The following is a 19281-nucleotide window of genomic DNA, read 5'->3' as shown; positions in this document are numbered from 1 at the left end:
AAGAGTGACCAAGAATTCCCTGACCTTTTTCCTCGGCGGCGCCCGCTCGGGCAAAAGCCGCCTGGCGCAGGAAATGGCCGAAAGCCAACACGGCTCGCTCGCCTATCTCGCCACCGGCCAAGCCTTCGACGCCGAAATGGCCGACCGTATCGCCCGTCATCGCACCGACCGCGGGCCGCGCTGGCGCACCACCGACTGCCCGCTCGACCTGCCCGCCGCCATCGCCCGCGAAGCCGTCCTCGGCAACATCGTCCTCGTCGATTGCCTGACCCTCTGGACCAGCAACCTCCTTCTCTCGGACGCAGACCTCCCGGCCGCCCAGGCCGCGCTCCTCGCCGCCCTCGCCGCCGCCCGGTGCCCGGTCATCCTCATCAGCAACGAAACCGGCCTCGGCATCGTCCCCGACAACGCCCTTGCACGGCAATTCCGCGACGCCGCCGGCCGTCTCCACCAACAGGTCGCCGCACTCGCCGATACCGTGTTCTTCGTCGCCGCCGGTCTCACCCTGCGCTTGAAATAGAAGCTGTCATCCCGGACTTGAACCCGGGACCCAGCTACTTCCCTGCGCCCTTTTCTAGCTCAACCGCGCGGCGTGCCAGGCCAGATGGTCGGCCATGAACGTCGATATGAAATAATAGCTATGGTCATAGCCCGGCTGCATGCGCAGCGTCAGCGGAATGCCCGCCGCCGCGCACGCCGCCGCCAGCAATTCCGGGCGCAACTGCTCCGCCAGGAACTGGTCGGCATCGCCCTGGTCGACCAGAATATCCGCCACCCGCGCGCCGTCTTCGATCAGCGCCGTGGCATCATGGTGCCGCCATAGTTCGCGGTCGCCGCCCAGATAACCACCCAGCGCCTTTTCGCCCCACGGCACTTGGCCCGGCGCGGCGATCGGCGAGAACGCCGAGACCGATCGATATTGCCCCGGATGGCGCAGCGCCAGCGTCAGCGCGCCATGGCCACCCATCGAATGGCCGGTGATGCCCTGCCGCGCCGTGTCGACCGGGAAATTCGCCACAATCAGCGCCGGCAACTCCTGCGTGACATAGGTCTCCATCCGATAGTTCGCCGCAAACGGCGCTTCGGTGGCATCGACATAAAATCCGGCGCCAAGCCCGAAATCATAAGCCCCGGCAGCATCGTCGGGCACGCCCTCGCCGCGCGGCGACGTATCGGGCGCAATGAAGATCAACCCAAGCTCGGCACACGCCCGCCGGAACTCGCCCTTGTCGGTGACATTGACGTGGGTGCAGGTCAGCCCCGACAGATACCAGACCAGCGGCAGCTTCGTCCCCGGCGCATGATCGGGCACGAAGACGCTGAACACCATCGGCGTCCCGGTCGCGGCCGACGCATGCCGATAAACGCCCTGCGTGCCGCCAGACGCCCGGTTGCTCGATACCGTCTCCAGCAAACTGTCCATCGACATGCCGTTTCCTAAAAAACCACGACGCTGCGGATCGACTTGCCCGCATGCATCAGGTCGAACCCCTTGTTGATCTCGTCGAGGGTCAGCACATGGGTGATCATCGGATCGATCTCGATCTTGCCGTTCATGTACCAGTCGACGATTTTCGGCGTATCGGTCCGGCCGCGCGCACCGCCGAATGCCGACCCCTTCCACACCCGCCCGGTCACCAGCTGGAACGGCCGCGTCGAAATCTCCTTGCCCGCCTCGGCAACGCCGATGACAACCGACACGCCCCAACCGCGATGACACGCCTCGAGCGCCTGGCGCATTACGGTCGTGTTGCCGGTGCAGTCAAAGGTATAATCCGCCCCGCCCTCGGTCAGCGCCACCAGGTGCTGGACGATATCGCCCTCCACCGCCTTGGGGTTGACGAAATGCGTCATGCCGAACCGGCGACCCCATTCCGCCTTGTCGTCATTCAGATCGACCCCGATGATCTTGTCGGCGCCGACCATCCGCGCCCCCTGGATGACATTCAACCCGATGCCGCCCAGCCCGAACACGATGACAGTGGCGCCGGCCTCGACCTTGGCGGTATTGACCACGGCGCCGACGCCGGTGGTGACCCCGCACCCGATATAGCACGCCGACTGGAACGGTGCGTCGGTGCGGATCTTCGCCAGCGCAATCTCGGGCAACACCGTGAAGTTCGAAAACGTCGAGCAGCCCATGTAATGATGCAGCATCGCGCCCTTGTAGCTGAACCGCGACGTGCCATCGGGCATCACGCCCTTGCCCTGCGTCGCCCGGATCTGCGTGCACAAATTGGTCTTCTGGCTCAGGCACGACTTACACTGGCGGCACTCGGGCGTGTAAAGCGGGATGACATGGTCGCCGACAGCGAGGCTGGTCACCCCGGCGCCGATCTCGCGAACGATGCCGGCACCCTCATGCCCGAGCACGGCGGGGAACAGCCCCTCGCTGTCGAGGCCGTCCAGAGTATAGGCATCGGTATGGCAGATGCCGGTGGCCATGATCTCGACCAGAACCTCGCCCGCCTTGGGCCCCTCCAGGTCAAGCTCGACGATTTCGAGCGGACGCTTGGCTTCGAACGCAACGGCGGCACGGGTCTTCATGAAAACTCCTGTCTGCCACCAACCTGAACTCCGGTGCCGGCAGGCCGGAATAGTCCGCAAATGTCGCGAACGCTACAAATTCGCCGATATCCCGAAACAAGGTCGGAAATGCCCCCCCCCCCCGGACCACCCCGAAATGCCGGTTTCAAGGTCGTAACGGCCCCGGCATTATCCGGCAGCTTACCCGAAACACGCTCCGAAACACCCGAAATCACCCCGCCAGATAGGCAGCCAGCAACATGTTCGACGTCTGAACCAGCGTCGAAGAAGGCCCCTGCGACCCCGATGTATGCCGGCTGCTGCTGGCGCCCTCGAGCAGCAGCATCAGGCCATCCGCCAGCCCCTCGGCATCCTTGACCGGCAGCCGACGAATCAGGTCGCCCATCCGCTGGCGCATGAACGCCTTGCAGTTATCGGTGATCGCCCGCGCCGGATGCCGGGGGTCCGGAAATTCCACCGCCGCATTCGTCGACGCACAACCGCGATAATCAGGCGCCCCGATTTCCTCCGCAAAATCAGCGAAATGGGCCTTCAATTCGGCAAGCGCATCGTCCGGATAACGCGCTGCGATCGCCTCCCATCGCGCCTGGCTATCGGCAATCTGCTTCTGCAGGCACACCACAATCAAATCGTCCTTCGACGCAAAGCTGCGGTACAATGTCGGCTTGGTCACGCCAGTCTCGGTGACGATCTCGTCGACCCCGACGGCCCGAATACCGCGTTGATAGAACAGGTTGGTCGCCGTCTCGCACAGACGGTCGGCCGCCGATCGGCGCTTGCCCTCTGCGATGTCGGTATCGGCTGCGGCTTTATGCACTGACATTTTTTCTTTGCCTCGCGTTCGCGCCGAATTCCCCAACCGACGCTTGACTTAATGTAACAGAACGGTACGTAACATCAAGACGTACCGGTCTGTTACATTTGATAGCGCAGGGAATATGAACATGGCATGTGTGGATCACGTTGAAAAGCGCGGCGCATCGAACCGCGCCATCAAGCGCTGCGGCACCCAGGCGCCATCCGCCGCCCTGGGTAGCCCGGTCGCCGCGCCCGACATCATCGACAAGCTACTGACAATGCTGCTCGGCGAGGCGCGTCACTTCACCCCTGCCCTCTACCGCATCGAAGACGTGCACGCCGCCGAATTCGCGCTGCTCGCAACCCATCAGGATCTCCGCGCATGAACATGACCGTACAATCCGACTTTTCCCGCGCCATCGACCGCGCCCGGCGCCGCCCCAACCGTGTCGGCGTTGCCATCATCCTCGGCACCACCGCCCTCATCGCCATCGGTGCCGCCAAGCTCGCCGGCAGCGCCGCCCCCGCCCAGGCCGCCCTGCCGCCCCCCGGCGTCACCGTCGCCGTGCCGCTGGTTCGCCAGGTCAACGAGTGGGACGACTATATCGGTCGCTTCGCCCCCAGCAAATCGGTTGAAATCCGCCCCCGCGTCTCCGGCGCCCTGACCGGGATCTTCTTCACCGACGGCGAAATCGTCCGCCAGGGCCAGCTCCTGTTCCGTATCGATGCACGCCCCTTCGCCGCCGCCCTCGCCGAAGCAAAAGCCCGCGAATCAAGCGCCTTGTCATCCGTCCAACTGGCCCATAGCGCCCTCGCCCGCGCCACCCGCCTCATCGCCGACGAGGCCGTCTCCGCCGAGGAAATCGACACCCTCCGCGCCGCGCTTCGTGCCGCCGAAGCCGCCGTCGGCGCCGCCCGCGCCCAGGTCACCGCCCGCGCCCTCGACGTCGAATTCACCGAAGTCCGCTCCCCCATCACCGGCCGCATCTCCGACCGCCGCGCCGATATCGGCAACCTCGTCGCCGGCGGCGAGGCCAACAGCGCCACGCTCCTCACCACCGTCTACGCCCTCGACCCGATCTACTTCAGCTTCGACGGCTCCGAGGCGCTTTACCTCAAGGCCCACCGCGGTGGCGACGCAACCAACGACCGCGTCGAAATTCAGCTCCAGGACGAAACCGGCTACCGCTGGAAAGGCCGCGTCGATTTCAGCGACAACCGCATCGATCCCGGCGCCGGCACCATCCGCGGCCGTGCCATCATCGCCAACCCGGGCTATTTCCTCACCCCCGGCATGTTCGGCAACATGCGGCTCGCCAGCGGCCCGACCCGCTCGGCCCTGCTTGTGCCCGACAGTGCCATCGGCACCGATCAGGCCCGCAAGACCGTGCAGGTCGTTGGCGCCGACAATATCGTCGCCATCCACCCCGTCGTCCTAGGCCCCGTCATCGAAGGCCTGCGCATCGTCCGCAGCGGCCTCAAGCCGACCGACCGCGTCATCGTCCAGGGCATGCAGAACGCCATCCCCGGCGCGCCCGTCACGCCCAAAACGACGACCGCGGCCGCCAGCGCCGACGACACCATGACACTCGATTCCACCGCACCGATCGCCGCCCAGGCGACCTTTGCTGCGGCCCGCTAGGACCAGTTCAATGCGTTTCTCCCGCTTCTTCATCACCCGGCCGATCTTCGCCGCGGTGCTGGCCATCGTCATCGTCATCATCGGCCTCGCCGCTTATTTCCGGCTGCCGATCGCCCAATATCCCGACATCGTGCCGCCAACGGTAACCGTCACCGCAAACTACCCCGGCGCCACTGCCGAGGTCGTCGCCGACACCGTCGCCGCGCCGATCGAGCAGGAGATCAACGGCGTCGACAACATGCTCTACCAGTCGTCGCAATCGACCGGCGACGGCCGCGTCACCATCACCGTCACCTTCAAGATCGGCACCGATCTCGATGCGGCGCAGGTGCTCGTCCAGAACCGCGTCGCCATCGCGGAGCCGCGCCTGCCCGAGGACGTCCGCCGCCTCGGCATCGTCACCCAGAAAGCCTCGCCCGACTTCCTCATGGTCATCAACCTGATATCGCCGGATAAATCGCTCGATCGCAGCTATGTTTCCAACTACGCACTCACCCAGATCCGCGACCGCCTCGCCCGTGTCGACGGTGTCGGCGACGTCCGCCTGTTCGGTGCCCGCGATTACGGCATGCGCGTCTGGATCAACCCCGGCAAGGCGGCGTCGCTCGACCTGACGGCGGGCGAAATCATCGCCGCCCTGCGCGCCCAGAACGTCCAGGTTTCCGCCGGCACCCTCGGCCAGCCCCCATATGCCCGCGGAAACGCCTTCCAGCTCAACGTCGAAACGCAAGGCCGGCTGACCGATCCGGCACAGTTCGCCAACATCGTCATCCGCACCGATGCCAGTGGCCGCCAGACCCGCGTCTCCGACGTCGCCCGCGTCGAACTCGGCGCCCAGGATTACGGCACCAACACCTATCTCAGCGGCGAGGAATCGCTGATCCTTGCCGTCTTCCAGCGCCCCGGCTCGAACGCCCTCGCCGCCGCCGACGGCATCCACGCCGAACTCGACCTAATGGCCAAGCGCTTCCCCAAGGGTCTCGAATACCGCATCATCTACAACCCGACCGAGTTCATCAGCCAGTCGATCGACGCCGTCAAAAGCACCCTCGTCGAGGCCATCATCCTCGTCGTCCTCGTCATCCTCATCTTCCTGCAAAGCTGGCGCGCCGCGATCATCCCGATCATCGCCATCCCGGTCTCGTTGATCGGCAGCTTCGCCATGCTCTCGGCGCTCGGCTATTCGCTCAACAATTTGTCGCTGTTCGGACTGGTGCTCGCCATCGGCATCGTCGTCGATGATGCCATCGTCGTCGTCGAGAACGTCGAGCGCAACCTCGAGCGGAGCCTGTCCCCGCTCGAAGCCGCGCGCACCTCGATGGACGAAGTCTCCGTCGCCCTCGTCGCCATCGTCCTCGTCCTCTGCGCGGTGTTCATCCCCACCGTTTTCCTCACCGGTATCTCGGGCGAATTCTACCGCCAGTTCGCCGTCACCATCACCACCGCAACGGTGATCTCGCTCGTGCTGTCGCTCACCCTCTCCCCTGCCCTTGCGGCGATGCTGCTCCGCGGCAAGGACCATCACGCCCCCGCCCCCAGCGGCTGGCGCGGTATCGGCCCCCGCGCCGGCGCCGCCTTCAACCGCGGCTTCGACCGCCTGAGCACCGCCTATGCCAGCCTGACACGCACCCTCGTCCAACGCCCCAAGTCGGTCTTCGCCGCCTATGCCGGGCTGATCGCGCTCACCGCCGCTGCCTTCACCTTCACCCCGACCGGCTTCATCCCGGCGCAGGACCAGGGCTATTTCCTCACCATCGTTCAGCTGCCCCCCGGCGCCTCGCTCGAGCGCACCGACGCCGTCCTCCGCAAGGTCTCGGCGCGGATCCTGCCGCTAAAAGGCGTCAACGGCTCGGTAATGCTCGCCGGCTTCGACGGTCCCTCGCAAACCGCCGCGCCGAACTCCGCTGCCGCCTATATCCCGCTCAAATCCTTCGAGGAACGCGCCGCACTAGGTGTCACCCTGCAAAGCATCATGGCCGAGGCCCAGGCCAGCATCGCCGATATCGACGAAGCCCGCACGCTCGTCGTGCCGCCGCCCCTCATCCAGGGTATCGGCTCGGCCGGCGGCTACCGCATCATGGTCGAGGACCACGGCGGCCACGGCTATGCGGCGCTCGGCAAGGTCTCGTTCGGCCTGATCGAAAAGGCCAACGCCACCAAGGGCCTCGCCCAAGTCTACAGCTTCTTCGATACCGGCACGCCGAGCATCTTCGCCGACATCAACCGTGCCAAGGCCGACCTTCTCGGCGTCCCTCCCGCGCGTGTCTTCGAGGCACTCCAGGTCTATCTCGGCTCGGCCTTCGTCAACGACTTCAACCTGCTCGGCCGCACCTACCGCGTCACCGCACAGGCCGACGCACCCTATCGCAACACCGTCGCCGACATCGCCAATCTGAAAACCCGCTCCAACTCCGGCGCCATGGTTCCCCTCGGTGCCGTCGCCAACTTCCGTGACAAGACCGGGCCGTACCGCGTCACCCGCTACAACCTCTTCCCCGCAGTCGAGGTCGATGGCGACACCGCTCCCGGCTTCTCGTCGGGCCAGTCGCTTACCGCGATGGAGCAGCTCGCCGCTTCGACCCTGCCCGCCGACTATACCACAAGCTGGACCGGCATCGCCTTCCAGCAAAAGGCCGCCGGCTCGACCGCGGCCATCGTCTTCGCCCTGGCCGTCGTCTTCGTCTTCCTCGTCCTCGCGGCCCAGTATGAAAGCCTGACGCTCCCACTGGCGATCATCCTGATCGTGCCGATGTGCCTGCTCGCGGCGATGGTCGGCATCAACCTGCGCGGCATGGACAACAACGTCCTGACCCAGATCGGCCTCGTCGTGCTGATCGCGCTTGCTGCCAAGAACGCCATCCTGATCGTCGAATTCGCCCGCCAGGGCGAAGAAGTCGATGGCCTGACCCCGGCCGAAGCCGCCGTCCGCGCCGCTCGCGATCGTCTCCGGCCGATCCTGATGACCTCGTTCGCCTTCATCCTCGGCGCGCTGCCGCTGGTGCTGGCGACCGGCGCCGGTGCCGAACTCCGCCAGGCACTCGGCACCGCGGTGTTCTTCGGCATGATCGGCGTCACCGTCTTCGGGTTGATCTTCACGCCGACCTTCTACGTCGCCTGCCGCGCGCTTTCGGCATGGCGACCACTGGCCCGGACCACGAACCTCCAGCCGGCCGAATAGGAACGATGACCATGTACCGCATCCCAAGCCTCGGCATATTGCTGGCGCTCGCCGCCTGCACCGTCGGCCCCGACTATGTCACGCCGAAACCCCCGGTTGCGTCGGCGCCCGCCTTCATCGGCAGCGCCTCGCCGGCGGTCACCAGCGCCGACCAACCCGCCGGCAACTGGTGGCAACTCTACCAGGACCCGATCCTCGATGGCCTGGTGGCCGACACCCTCGCCGCCAACAAGGACATCGCCATCGCGGCGGCCAACCTCGACAAGGCTCGCGCCGCCCTGCGCGGCGTCCGCGGCGATCGCCTGCCCAGCGCCACCTTCGACGCACGGGGCGGCTATCAACGCCTGCCGTCGATTCAATCGTTGCCCGGCTTCAGCCGCAACAACGGCGTCGTCGATGGCGGCATCAGCATCGCCTATGAAGTCGACCTGTTCGGCCGCATCTCGCGCGGTATCGAAGCCGCGCGCGGCGATGTCGCCGCCGCCGACGCCGATCGCGATGCCGTGCGCGTCGCCATCGTCGCCGAAACCACCCGCGCCTATGCCGATCTCGGCTCGCTGGCGGAGCGTATCCGCGTCGCCCGCCGCATCGTCGTCCTCGTCGACCAGAGCGTTAAGCTGACCGCCAAGCGCTACGAAGCCGGCCGCGCCACCCGCCTCAATACCGCCCGCGCCGCGACGCTGCGCGACCAGGTCCGCGCCAGCGTGCCGCCGCTCGAGGCCGAGCGCGACGCCGCGCTCTACAGCCTCGCGCTGCTCACCGGCCGCACGCCGCGCGACCTGCCCCCAACAATCCACACCGGCGCTACCCTCCTCCATCTCGATCGCCCGCTCCCCGTCGGCGACGGCCGCGCCTTGCTGGCACGCCGCCCCGACGTGCGCGCCGCCGAGCGACGCCTCGCCGCCCAGACCGCACGCATCGGCGTCGCCACAGCCGATCTATACCCGACGATCTCGCTCGGCGCCTCGGTCGGCTCGACCAGCACCGGCTTCGGCAACTCCTTGACCAGCAGCGCACTCCGTTTCTTCACCGGCGGGCTCCTGTCGTGGAACTTCCTCAACCAGGAGGCCGCGCGGGCCAACATCGACGGTGCCAACGCCGACACCGCCGCCGCCCTTGCCGGCTTCGACCAGACGATCCTCCAGGCCCTGCGCGAAACCGAAACCGCGCTTTCCGCCTTCACCCATGAACTCGATCGCCGCCAGGCCCTGGGCGACGCCAGTGCCGAAGCCGCGATCGCCGTCCGCATCGTGCGCGCGCAACTCCGCGAAGGCCGCGTCGACTCGCTCAGCCTCATCGACGCCGAGCGCAGCTTCGCCGATACCGAAGCCGCGCTCGCCGCCTCCAACGCCCGCGTCATCACCGCCCAGATCGACCTGTTCCGCGCCTTGGGCGGCGGTTGGCAGGCGGACGCCACCGCCCCCGCCGGAACCGCCGCGGCGATGTAAGCCTCATGCGAGATATGATTGAACCTTCCCCGCAGTTGTGGGAGGAGGCGCCGGCAACAACCGCCCTTGGGCAGAGGCAAGACCGAAATGCGCTGGTTACTGCGATCGAAGATCCACAATGCCTATGTGACCGAGGCCAACCTGGCCTATATCGGCTCGATCACCATCGACCAGGATCTCCTCGACCAGGTCGGCCTGTGGGCGGGCGAACGCGTCCTCGTCGTGTCCAACACCTCAGGCTCCAGGCTTGAAACCTATGTCATCAGCGGCCCGCGCGGGTCCGGCGCAATCGCGATGAACGGCGCCGCAGCGCATTTGATCGCCAGGGGCGAACAGATCATCATCATGGGCTTTGAACTTTCGGCCGCGCCGATCGAGCCATCGGTCATTCTTGTCGACGAAGCCAATCGCTTCGTGCGTTTTCTCGGAGAGACCGCAAACACGGTCCTTTGACGCGACAACGGGGCGGGATGACCTCCGCCCCGCCCTTGTTTGGCTGCATCGCGGAAATCTCAGTCGCGCGATGCGATGGTAACGTTCGTCTGGGCTTCGGCGCCGGCGCGGGCTGCATCGACACAGTTGGCTTCGTCGCTCCGCGACCGAAGGTCGTCGCTGCCGGTCCGGCAGACCTGGCGAGCGGCATGATTGACGCGGAACTCGAGGCGCTGGCGATCGGCTGTGCTGCCCAGGTTGAGATCGCTGATCTTCACATAAGCCGTGCGCGGCGCTTCGGCGGCAGCGGCTGGAGCAGTTGCGCCAACAAGGCAGGCGCCGGCCAGGACGACGGTGCCGACAGCGCCGATGACGGTGCGAACGGCGGCGTGCGAGACGGCGGTGAAAGCATTTGCGAACATGGTGAGATCCTCTGGTTGGCGGAGATCCAGACCATCCGGCCTCCGATAACCAATGCTTTGCAGGTCCCGTGCCAACTGCTGGGCCTAATCGATATCGACGTCAATTCGACGACTTACAAGCACACCGGCAATTGCAACCATTTGTTATGCGAAACGAGCCTGCCAAACATCGGTAAAGTTTCCATATGTTTGGCGATCCTTCCCGCGCGCTGCGCAGTGCCCGCACTCGAACGACCGCTTCGCCGGTCAAAATCGGTGCCCACCAATCCTTCGCAGTGCACGTCGGCGCACGATATTCCCCGATCAAGGCAGGCGGCTTGCAGTCATTGTCGATGACAATTCGGCCGGCTTTCACTCACTGATCGCTGCTTTTCAATCATTGGCCCTGAGTAATATACCGGGATTCTCGGCATTTTGGCTTGAGTGGGATTGTACAACATGACGCAATCACTCTTCGTTATTGCCGCCATCTTGGCGACGCCCGTGTTTGCCCAGGAGGCTGCTCCAGTCGCACCTGCTGCGCAGCCTGTGTGCAGTGCCAAGGTTACCGACAGTTGTCAGCAGACAAAGGGCCAGGAAGACAGTGCCATGACCGGTGCCGAGGCCGACCGCCGCGACTCCCGGAATGCCGGCAACTGGACACCCGATGGTGCCGCCGGTGCGAAGGCAACCGGTGGTCGCCTCGAAGTCGTGCGCGGCCAGCTTGCCGTAGCGGACACCACTACCGACGGCGTGCTGACAAACGACCGATGGGTCGCTACCGGCGGCGTCGAGGAAATTTCTACATCCTCGATGCCGATGCCGACGGCAACCTCACCCGCGCCGAACTGCGTGCCGCCCGCGACCACCTCTAGGCGCGTGTCGCCGACGCCCGAGCCCTGTTCAAGGCCGCCGACACCAATGGCGACGGAAAATGGAGCAAGACCGAATGGCTGGATGCCGGCATGATCGACCAGACCTTCACCGCGCTCGACGCCAGCAAGGACGGCTTCGTCAGCCAGGCCGAAGTAACAGCCCTCAAGCAAAAGGCACTGCGCTCTTATGATCGGGCGATGAGCCGCAAGTAAAACGGGATCTTGCCGATCGCGGGGCAGAGCAACTTGCAATAGCCTCACGGTCGGTACCGCCCCCCAATGCGTTGCAGCGTCGGCGCGCCACCTGTTCAGTGCGGTGAACAGCAAAGTTCATGCCGAGTGGGAGATTGCATAACCGCGCGGATCGAGCTCCTGCCCGTCTGCAGCGCACACGACGAGGATCGCGGCCAACCCGGCCAGCGCCCGAAACCGGCAGGACGCGTGCCGAACAAAAGCGGAACGTCACACCGACAATGGGACTCTTGTATACCACATCGTACAAGAACAGGTCGCGACCGGTGCCCTTCTCGTACTTCATGTAGGACAATTGGTAGCCAACATCGATCGTCGCATGCGGCGAGATGTTCAAATGACCATCGGCCTGAACTGGACGGCGATGCCCGAGCCGATGCCGCAATCACCGACATTGGCCTGAACAGTCGACGCCGCCAACTTGCTGAACGGCGCCGACATCCCGAAACCCACGATGGGATCCACCCGGTCCTGTTTGCGACTGGCGCCGTCAAGCGCCGGGACAAGCTTCTCGAACTCGAGTTCTATCTGGTTGAAGCGTGCGCCGCCGACCAGTTCGAAATTCTCGCTGATGCGATCAACAATATCGGCTGCACGGCGCGCTGGGAGACGTTGGCCAGGTCCCGCGATCATCGTCGCTGGCATCGGGGTTCATGTAATTGACGTCGACGCCCAGCGTCCAGTCGACGTCACCTGCCCCGCACCATGCCAGCAGCAACGCGGCTACAGATGCGGCTCGCCAAGGCTCCGTCCGAAAGCGTGGTGGGCGCGGCAGGGTTTGAACCTGCGACCCCTCGCGTGTGAAGCGAGTGCTCTACCGCTGAGCTACGCGCCCACGCTTGCGTGACGATCTCGCCTGCGTGACGATCTCGTCCCGAGTGCGGGGTGGTTAGGGGACCCGCCCCGCCAAGTAAACCCCACCCCGGCCGTTATACGCCGCTCGAGCCGATCTCGCCTGCGCCGTTGTTGCAGGCATCCTTCAGATTCCGCCCGACCCGGAACTTGGGCACGACGCTTTCGGCAAGGTCCATCGGCTCCCCGGTCCGCGGGTTCCGCCCCGTCGATGCCTTGCGCACCCCCGCAACGAAGTTGCCGAACCCGACCAGCCGCACCTCTTCGCCCTTCGACAGCGACTCCGTGATCGTATCGAGCATCGCGTCGATCACCCGAGCCGCATCCCCGCGCGCCAACCCGGTCGTATCCGCCACCCTGTTGGCCAGGTCCTGCTTGTTCATCGATTCGTCACCCCGGAATCGCGTTGGAAACGTCTATCATGGCAAGCCACCGGAACGAGTCAAACAAGACTTCAAATATTCGGCACGGTCGACGTCCGACCGTGCCGAATTTACGTTTCAACGACGCCTATCAGTGCCTTACGGTCACTTCCGGCGTCAGTGGCGGCTTGGGCTGGGCCGCCAGTTCATCAGCTTCCGACCATTCGATCGGAACCAGCGGCGTGACTAGCGCCAGTGCCAGCACCTCGTCCGCATGCGCCACTGGAATGATCTTCAACCCTTCCGTCACATTGGCCGGAATGTCGGCCAGGTCCTTCTCGTTCTCTGCCGGGATGAACACCGTCGTAATCCCGCCGCGCAGCGCCGCCAGCAGCTTTTCCTTCAACCCGCCGATCGGCAGCACGCGGCCGCGCAGCGTCACTTCACCCGTCATCGCCACGTCCTTGCGAACCGCGACCCCGGTCAACGTCGATACGATCGCCACGACCATCGCCACGCCGGCCGACGGCCCGTCCTTGGGCGTCGCGCCTTCGGGAACATGGACGTGGATGTCCTTCTTCTCGAACACCGATGGCTTGATGCCGTACTGCAGGGCGCGCGCCTTGGTGAACGACAGCGCCGCTGAAATCGATTCGGTCATCACATCGCCCAGCTTGCCGGTTGTCTTGACCAGCCCCTTGCCCGGCGCCGTTACCGCTTCGATGGTCAGCAACTCGCCGCCCACTTCGGTCCATGCCAGCCCGGTCACGGCGCCGATCTGGTCGTCGACTTCCCCGACGCCAAAGCGATACTTCCGCACCCCGGCAAATTCGGCGAGGTTATCTGCATCGATCCGCACCGACTTGGCCTTGCCCTCCAGGATCCGCCGCAGCGACTTGCGCGCCAGCTTGGCAAGCTCGCGCTCCAGAGTCCGCACCCCGGCCTCGCGCGTATAATATCGCACCAGGTCGCGCAGCGCATCGTCGCCAACGCTGAACTCGTTCTTCTTCAGACCGTGCGCCTCATACTGCTTCTCGAGCAGGTGCCGCTTGGCGATCTGGACCTTCTCGTCTTCGGTGTAACCCGACAACTGGATGATCTCCATGCGATCGAGCAGCGGCTGCGGCATGTTGAGCGAGTTGGCCGTCGTCACGAACATCACGTCAGACAGGTCATAATCGACCTCGAGGTAATGATCGTTGAACGCTTTGTTCTGCTCCGGATCGAGAACCTCGAGCAGCGCCGACGACGGATCGCCGCGGAAATCCTGGCCCAGCTTGTCGATCTCGTCGAGCAGGATCAACGGGTTGCCCGTCCCTGCCTTCTTCAGGTTCTGAATCACCTTGCCCGGCATCGAGCCGATATACGTCCGCCGATGACCGCGAATTTCGGCTTCGTCGCGCATCCCGCCCAGCGACTGCCGCACGAACTCGCGCCCGGTCGCCTTGGCGATCGAACGGCCCAGCGAGGTCTTGCCGACACCCGGAGGCCCGACGAGGCACAGGATCGGACCCTTCAGCTTGTTGGTCCGCACCTGTACCGCCAGATACTCGATGATGCGATCCTTGACCTTCTCGAGGCCATAATGATCGTCATCCAGCACCTTTTGCGCCGCCACGATATCGCGCTTGATCTTGGACTTCTTGCCCCATGGCAGGCCCAGCATCACGTCGAGATAATTGCGCACGACGGTCGCTTCCGCCGATTGCGGTGCCATCGCCTTGAACTTCTTGAGCTCGGAAATCGCCTTGTCGCGGGCTTCCTTGGGCAGCTTGGCCTTGGCGATCTTCTCCTCGAACTCGGTCGCCTCGTCCTTGGCCTCGTCGCCCTCGCCCAACTCGCGCTGGATCGCCTTCATCTGCTCGTTGAGATAATATTCGCGCTGGGTCTTCTCCATCTGCCGCTTCACGCGGTTGCGGATTTTCTTCTCGACCTGCAGCACGCCCATCTCGCCCTCCATATGGGCGAACACCTTCTCCAGCCTCTTGGCGACGTCGGGCTCGGCCAGCAAGGCCTGCTTGTCGACGATCTTCAGCCCCAAATTCGCCGCCACCGTGTCGGAGAACCGACCAGCATCCTCGATCTGGCCGATCTGCACGGCAATCTCGGGTGCCGTCTTGCGGTTGAGCTTCACATAGGATTCGAACTGCTTGGCAGACGATCGCAGCAGCGCCTCGAGCTGGGTCGGATCGGACTCGACATCGGCGCGCGGCCGCACCTCCGCCACCAGGTAACCGGCGTCGTCGCTCAGCGATACCAAAGTGCCGCGATTCTGCCCCTCGACGAGCACCTTCACAGTGCCATCGGGCAGCTTCAACAATTGCAGCACAGTCGCCACTGTGCCGACGTCATAAAGATCGTCCGACGACGGATCCTCGTCGGCGGGGTTCTTCTGCGACAACAGGAACACCGTCTTGCCGCCCTGCATCGCGGCCTCGAGCGCCGCCACCGATTTGTCGCGCCCCACGAACAACGGCACGATCATCTGCGGAAACACAACGATATCCCGCAGCGGCAACACCGGCAGCGACAGGATCGTCTTGGCTGGATTCTCGTCGGTCATGTCAATCTCCACGCCGGTACCACATCGATATACCGACTTGCTTCATTCTGGCATATGGGGAGCCTGGCGGCGCGCATCAATCCACGCGGCTTGCCTGCGCGCTTCAGTCCCCGCCGCAACTATGGGCCTGCCCGTCCTTTACGCCAAGTGGGGGAATCGACCAAAGCGGCCCAGACGATATTTAAGTCGCCGGCACAGCAAGCTAACCTATCCGACCAGCGCGCCCTCCCCGGCAAACCCCGCGATCTCCGCCGCACTGAACCCCAGCCCCGCCAGCACCGCCCGCCCATGCTCGCCCAGCGCCGGCGCCGCCCCGCCCGCCAGCGCCGGTGTCACCCCGAACCGCGCCGCCGGTCGCGCCGCGCGCACCGCGCCGGCCGCGCCGTGGTCGATCTCGACCACGATCTCGTTGAACATCACCTGCGGGTCATCGGCCACATTGGCGCTGTCATTGACCCGGCCGCCCACCGCCCCCTCGCTAATGAACCCCTCCATCAGTTCGTCCATGGTCCGCGCCGCGATCTCGCTGGTGAACGCTGGCGCCCAATCGTCCCGATACTGCAGCCGCCCGCCGACCGTGTGCAGCCGCGTGTCGGCGGCCAGGTCCTCGCGCCCCAGCGCCCGCGCCAGCGCGATGAATTCGACATCCTGCATCATGCCGATAGCCACCTGCCCGTCGGCCGCCTGCCACAACCGCCCCAGCGCACCATATTCGGGAAACGGCGCCGCCGGCTCGACGAAGCTGTGGTTGTACATGCCCTCGGGCCAATTGAACGCCAGCGCCGCATCGAGCATCGCAACGTCGATCCGCTGCGCCTCCCCCGTCCGCTCGCGGTGAAACAACGCCGCGGTGATCGCCTGCGCCGCCGTAAGCGCCGTCACCTTGTCCGCCACCAGCGTGCGCACCAGCGACGGTTGCCCCTTGGCATCGACCTGCGTCGCGGCAATCCCGCTCACCGCCTGCACGACGGGATCATAGACCCGGATGTTGCGGTACGGCCCGTCCGGCCCGAACCCCGTTATCGAGGCAAAGATCAGCTGCGGGTTCAATTCGGCACAGCGTTCGGCGCCGAACCCCAGCCGTTCCATCGTCCCCGGCCTGAAATTCTCGACCAGCACATCGGCCCACAGCACCAGCCGCTCCAATATTGTCCGCCCGCCGCGCGTCTTCAGGTCGATCGCCAGGCCCTGCTTGCCGCGATTGACCGCGATGAACATCGCCGAGCGATCGCCCTTGCGCGGCCCCAGCGTCCGCACCGGGTCACCCCCGGGGCTCTCGACCTTGATGACCTCCGCCCCTTGGTCGGCCAGCAGCGCCGTCGCCATCGGCCCCGACACGATCTGCGAAAGATCGACGATCTTTATCCCCGCCAATGGTCCGGCCATTACTGCTCCCTTGCTGTTCCACGATCCTAGCAGGATCGAATGCCAAGCGCCCCTCGCGGAAACACCAAGGACAGCCGCACATTTCGCCTTGTTGATGTTATATCACTGTCGTGTATTCTGGTTCGGAATTCTTGGGAGGAACAATATGCGCAAGTTGTTGTTCGCCGGTCTTGCTGCATTCGCAATCGCAGTTCCTGCCGCCGCCCAGTCGGCGCCCGATATCTCGCAAAATTTTATGGCTTCGCCGGGCTCGGTGCTATTGCCGGTCGATGAGCTCGGCATCGGTGAAGTCGCCAGTATAGGCGAAGCCGCTCGCACAGCCTTGCTGGCCGGCGATTACGCCCGGACACGCTCTCTGCTGCGCCGCCTGATGGCCAGCAATAGCGGCTATTTGTGGTCGCCCGGCCTGCTCGTGGTCGCCGGCCTTGCCGAAGCCGGCCTCGACAACCAGGCCGGCGCGCGTCGCTATTTCGAAGCTGCGCTTCACGGCGATCGCTACAACCTCGGCGCCCGCACGAGCCTCGCCTTGACCCTCGCCGAGCAGGGAGATGATGACGCGGCGGCCTACCATCTGCGCGTTCTCGAACGGCGCCAGCAAAGCTGCGGCGGTGACTGCAAGGCCGCCTCGACCCTCGATCAGGCGGTCACCGCCGTGCGACAAGCCATCGCCAGCTAGAGCAAGAACCCCGCCCCAATAACGCCCTCGTCCTCCACTGTCATGCCAGCGAAGGCTGGCATCCAGCCCCGCCGCCCGGCTTACGCCAAAAGAACAAGCAAGAACCCTCCGGCCAAGCACCCCTGCCCAACCAGACCAACCTAGCCCTAAACCCGAATATCCCGGTGCCGCGTTTCCGGCAGCCAGATCGCGCTGACCACGAACGCCATGGCCACCACCCCGAACGTGTACCAAAGCCCCGAAAAGCTATCCCCCGTCCGCACCACGATATATTGCGAGATCACCGGCAAAAACCCGCCGAAATACCCCGTCCCGATATGATAGGGGATCGACATCGACGTATACCGGATCCGCGCCGGAAACAGCTCGACCAAAATCGCCGCGACCTGGCCATAGGTCATCGCCGACAGCGCCACCATGATCGCCACCGCGGCGATCACCTTCCAGTGCGTCACCCGCTCGGGGTCGGCCTTGTCGGGATAACCCGCCGCCACTAGCGCCGCCAGCAGCGCCGGCTTGTCGAAGCCGGCCAGCCGCACATCGCCGACCGTCACCGCCAACTCGCTCGACGGCGTCTTCGAATAGCTCACGCCGCGCTTGGACAAAAACTCGAGCGCCCGGGCGCAATCGCTCTCGGGCTTGCTGAACACGCTGAACTCGCACGGCGGCAACTCGATCACCACCGGCGAGGCCCGCGTCGCTTCCTCCAATGCCGGATTCGCACCATCGGCCATCAGGTGAAACAGCGGAAACAACAGTACCAGCGTCAGCCCATAACCGATGAGCAGGACTTTCTTGCGCCCGGTCCGATCCGACAGCCAGCCGAAGAACACATACAGCGGCGCCGCCAGCAACGCCCCCGCCGCCATGTAAAGCAGTGCCTGCGTCTCGGGCACCCGTGCCGTCCCCTGGAGGAAATACAGCGTGCCGAACTGCGACGTGTAATAAATCACCGTCAGCCCCGCCGCGACGCCGAACAGCGCGACGAACAGGTTGCGGAAATTGCCCGGCGCCGTGAAACTTTCCTTCAAAGGGTTCTTCGAGGTCGTGCCCGCCGCTTTCATCGCCTTGAAAACCGGGCTCTCCGACAGCTTCAGCCGCATGTAGACCGAGATCGACAGCATCACGAGCGACATCAGGAACGGCACCCGCCACCCCCAGGCCTCGAACGCCGCGCTGCTCATCGACGCCCGCGTGCCGAGCACGACGATCAGGCACAAAAGGAACCCACCCGCCACCGACGCCTGGATCCAGCTCGTATATTGCCCGCGCTTGTTCGCCGGCGCATGCTCGGCGACATAGATCGCCGCGCCGCCATATTCACCGCCCAGCGCCAGCCCCTGCAAGGTCCGCAGCACCAGCAGCATCACCGGTGCCCACACGCCCGCGCTGGCAAAGGTCGGCAACGCCCCGATCGCCGCGGTCGCCACGCCCATCAGCGAAATGGTGATCAGAAACGTGTGTTTACGCCCTACCCGGTCACCGAAATACCCGAAGATTACCGCCCCCAGCGGCCGAAAAAAGAACCCGACCGCAAACGCGAACAACGAGAACAACAGCTCGGTCGTTGGATTGCCGGTGGTGAAAAACAGCCGCCCGAGCAACGACGCCAGGATGCCATACAGAAAAAAGTCGTACCATTCGAACACGGTACCCAGCGACGACGCCGCAATGACCAGCCGGTCGCGCTTCGGATCGAGCACCACCAAGTCCGGCTCCCCAGCCGCCCCCTCAACCGTCACTGCCAACCACCCTCTCCCCGCCGCTCGGTCTCAAAACCTGTTCCTGCTGTCCTACACGACCTGTTTCGGCTAACAACAGCCATTCTCGTGCAACTATTTCCGCTCTTTGAAACTGTCTATTCTTTCT

At 64.8% G+C, this 19281-nt stretch carries 17 protein-coding genes, 1 tRNA gene and 1 pseudogene; 9 read left to right on the top strand and 10 right to left on the bottom strand.

The genetic code is table 11. The features are described from left to right. Positions 1-4: 4 nt before the first annotated feature. Positions 5-520: a bifunctional adenosylcobinamide kinase/adenosylcobinamide-phosphate guanylyltransferase gene (gene cobU, locus IEW98_RS03570; protein ID WP_279380338.1), complete on the top strand. Its 516-nt coding sequence runs from the start codon at positions 5-7 to the stop codon at positions 518-520. 54 nt (positions 521-574) lie between these two features. Here the strand turns inward: cobU and fghA are convergent, their stop codons facing one another. The 3 genes from fghA to IEW98_RS03555 form a co-directional block, all read right to left on the bottom strand. Then, positions 575-1429, bottom strand: coding sequence for an S-formylglutathione hydrolase (gene fghA / locus IEW98_RS03565; RefSeq protein WP_279380337.1), 855 nt, complete (start codon positions 1427-1429; stop codon positions 575-577). An 8-nt stretch (positions 1430-1437) separates the two neighbouring features. Beyond that, positions 1438-2547, bottom strand: a complete 1110-nt coding sequence (locus IEW98_RS03560; RefSeq protein WP_188761561.1) for an S-(hydroxymethyl)glutathione dehydrogenase/class III alcohol dehydrogenase — start codon at positions 2545-2547, stop codon at positions 1438-1440. A gap of 211 nt (positions 2548-2758) precedes the next feature. After that, on the bottom strand, positions 2759-3370 hold the full coding sequence (locus IEW98_RS03555) for a TetR/AcrR family transcriptional regulator (RefSeq protein ID WP_188761560.1): 612 nt from the start codon (positions 3368-3370) through the stop codon (positions 2759-2761). Positions 3371-3485: 115 nt separating this feature from the next. On the opposite strand from IEW98_RS03555, the gene IEW98_RS03550 reads away from it, so the two are divergent. The 5 genes from IEW98_RS03550 (at position 3486) to panD (ending at position 10066) form a co-directional block, all read left to right on the top strand. Continuing rightward, positions 3486-3731 carry a hypothetical protein gene (locus tag IEW98_RS03550; protein WP_188761559.1) on the top strand — a complete coding sequence of 82 codons (246 nt, stop codon included), beginning with the start codon at positions 3486-3488 and terminating at the stop codon, positions 3729-3731. Beyond that, positions 3728-4987, top strand: coding sequence for an efflux RND transporter periplasmic adaptor subunit (locus IEW98_RS03545; protein WP_188761558.1), 1260 nt, complete (start codon positions 3728-3730; stop codon positions 4985-4987). Before IEW98_RS03550 ends, IEW98_RS03545 begins: the two co-directional genes overlap by 4 nt. Before the next feature lie 10 nt (positions 4988-4997). Further along, a complete protein-coding gene (locus tag IEW98_RS03540) occupies positions 4998-8165 on the top strand; it encodes an efflux RND transporter permease subunit (RefSeq protein ID WP_188761557.1) in 3168 nt (1055 codons plus the stop codon). Between the two features lie 11 nt (positions 8166-8176). Further along, on the top strand, positions 8177-9613 hold the full coding sequence (locus IEW98_RS03535) for an efflux transporter outer membrane subunit (RefSeq protein WP_188761556.1): 1437 nt from the start codon (positions 8177-8179) through the stop codon (positions 9611-9613). 87 nt (positions 9614-9700) lie between these two features. Then, a complete protein-coding gene (panD, locus tag IEW98_RS03530) occupies positions 9701-10066 on the top strand; it encodes an aspartate 1-decarboxylase (RefSeq protein WP_188761555.1) in 366 nt (121 codons plus the stop codon). Between the two features lie 59 nt (positions 10067-10125). Here panD and IEW98_RS03525 read toward each other — a convergent pair whose 3' ends face one another. Next, positions 10126-10467, bottom strand: coding sequence for a UrcA family protein (locus IEW98_RS03525; RefSeq protein WP_188761554.1), 342 nt, complete (start codon positions 10465-10467; stop codon positions 10126-10128). 875 nt (positions 10468-11342) lie between these two features. Here IEW98_RS03525 and IEW98_RS16890 point away from each other — a divergent pair. Together IEW98_RS16890 and IEW98_RS03515 are read left to right on the top strand one after the other, a co-directional pair. Beyond that, positions 11343-11396: pseudogene (locus IEW98_RS16890) on the top strand (hypothetical protein); the annotation flags it as partial. A 15-nt stretch (positions 11397-11411) separates the two neighbouring features. Then, positions 11412-11534 carry a hypothetical protein gene (locus IEW98_RS03515; RefSeq protein WP_188761553.1) on the top strand — a complete coding sequence of 41 codons (123 nt, stop codon included), beginning with the start codon at positions 11412-11414 and terminating at the stop codon, positions 11532-11534. Positions 11535-11906: 372 nt separating this feature from the next. Here IEW98_RS03515 and IEW98_RS03510 read toward each other — a convergent pair whose 3' ends face one another. The 5 genes from IEW98_RS03510 to IEW98_RS03490 form a co-directional block, all read right to left on the bottom strand. Beyond that, a complete protein-coding gene (locus IEW98_RS03510) occupies positions 11907-12206 on the bottom strand; it encodes a hypothetical protein (RefSeq protein ID WP_188761552.1) in 300 nt (99 codons plus the stop codon). A 127-nt stretch (positions 12207-12333) separates the two neighbouring features. Beyond that, a tRNA-Val gene (locus IEW98_RS03505) sits at positions 12334-12408 on the bottom strand. A 94-nt stretch (positions 12409-12502) separates the two neighbouring features. Beyond that, complete coding sequence (locus IEW98_RS03500; protein ID WP_188761551.1) at positions 12503-12808, bottom strand: HU family DNA-binding protein; 306 nt, start codon at positions 12806-12808, stop codon at positions 12503-12505. Between the two features lie 130 nt (positions 12809-12938). Then, positions 12939-15350, bottom strand: a complete 2412-nt coding sequence (gene lon / locus IEW98_RS03495; protein ID WP_188761550.1) for an endopeptidase La — start codon at positions 15348-15350, stop codon at positions 12939-12941. Between the two features lie 207 nt (positions 15351-15557). Next, a complete protein-coding gene (locus IEW98_RS03490; RefSeq protein ID WP_188761549.1) occupies positions 15558-16736 on the bottom strand; it encodes a CaiB/BaiF CoA transferase family protein in 1179 nt (392 codons plus the stop codon). A gap of 145 nt (positions 16737-16881) precedes the next feature. Between IEW98_RS03490 and IEW98_RS03485 the strand changes: the two genes are divergently transcribed. Continuing rightward, positions 16882-17412: a hypothetical protein gene (locus tag IEW98_RS03485; protein WP_188761548.1), complete on the top strand. Its 531-nt coding sequence runs from the start codon at positions 16882-16884 to the stop codon at positions 17410-17412. A 146-nt stretch (positions 17413-17558) separates the two neighbouring features. Here IEW98_RS03485 and IEW98_RS03480 read toward each other — a convergent pair whose 3' ends face one another. Further along, complete coding sequence (locus IEW98_RS03480) at positions 17559-19160, bottom strand: MFS transporter (RefSeq protein ID WP_371870740.1); 1602 nt, start codon at positions 19158-19160, stop codon at positions 17559-17561. Positions 19161-19281: the final 121 nt, after the last annotated feature.

It is taken from the genome of Sandarakinorhabdus glacialis (assembly GCF_014643455.1).
In the GTDB taxonomy this organism is placed as follows: domain Bacteria; phylum Pseudomonadota; class Alphaproteobacteria; order Sphingomonadales; family Sphingomonadaceae; genus Sandarakinorhabdus; species Sandarakinorhabdus glacialis.
This window is presented reverse-complemented; position numbering and strand designations above follow the sequence as displayed.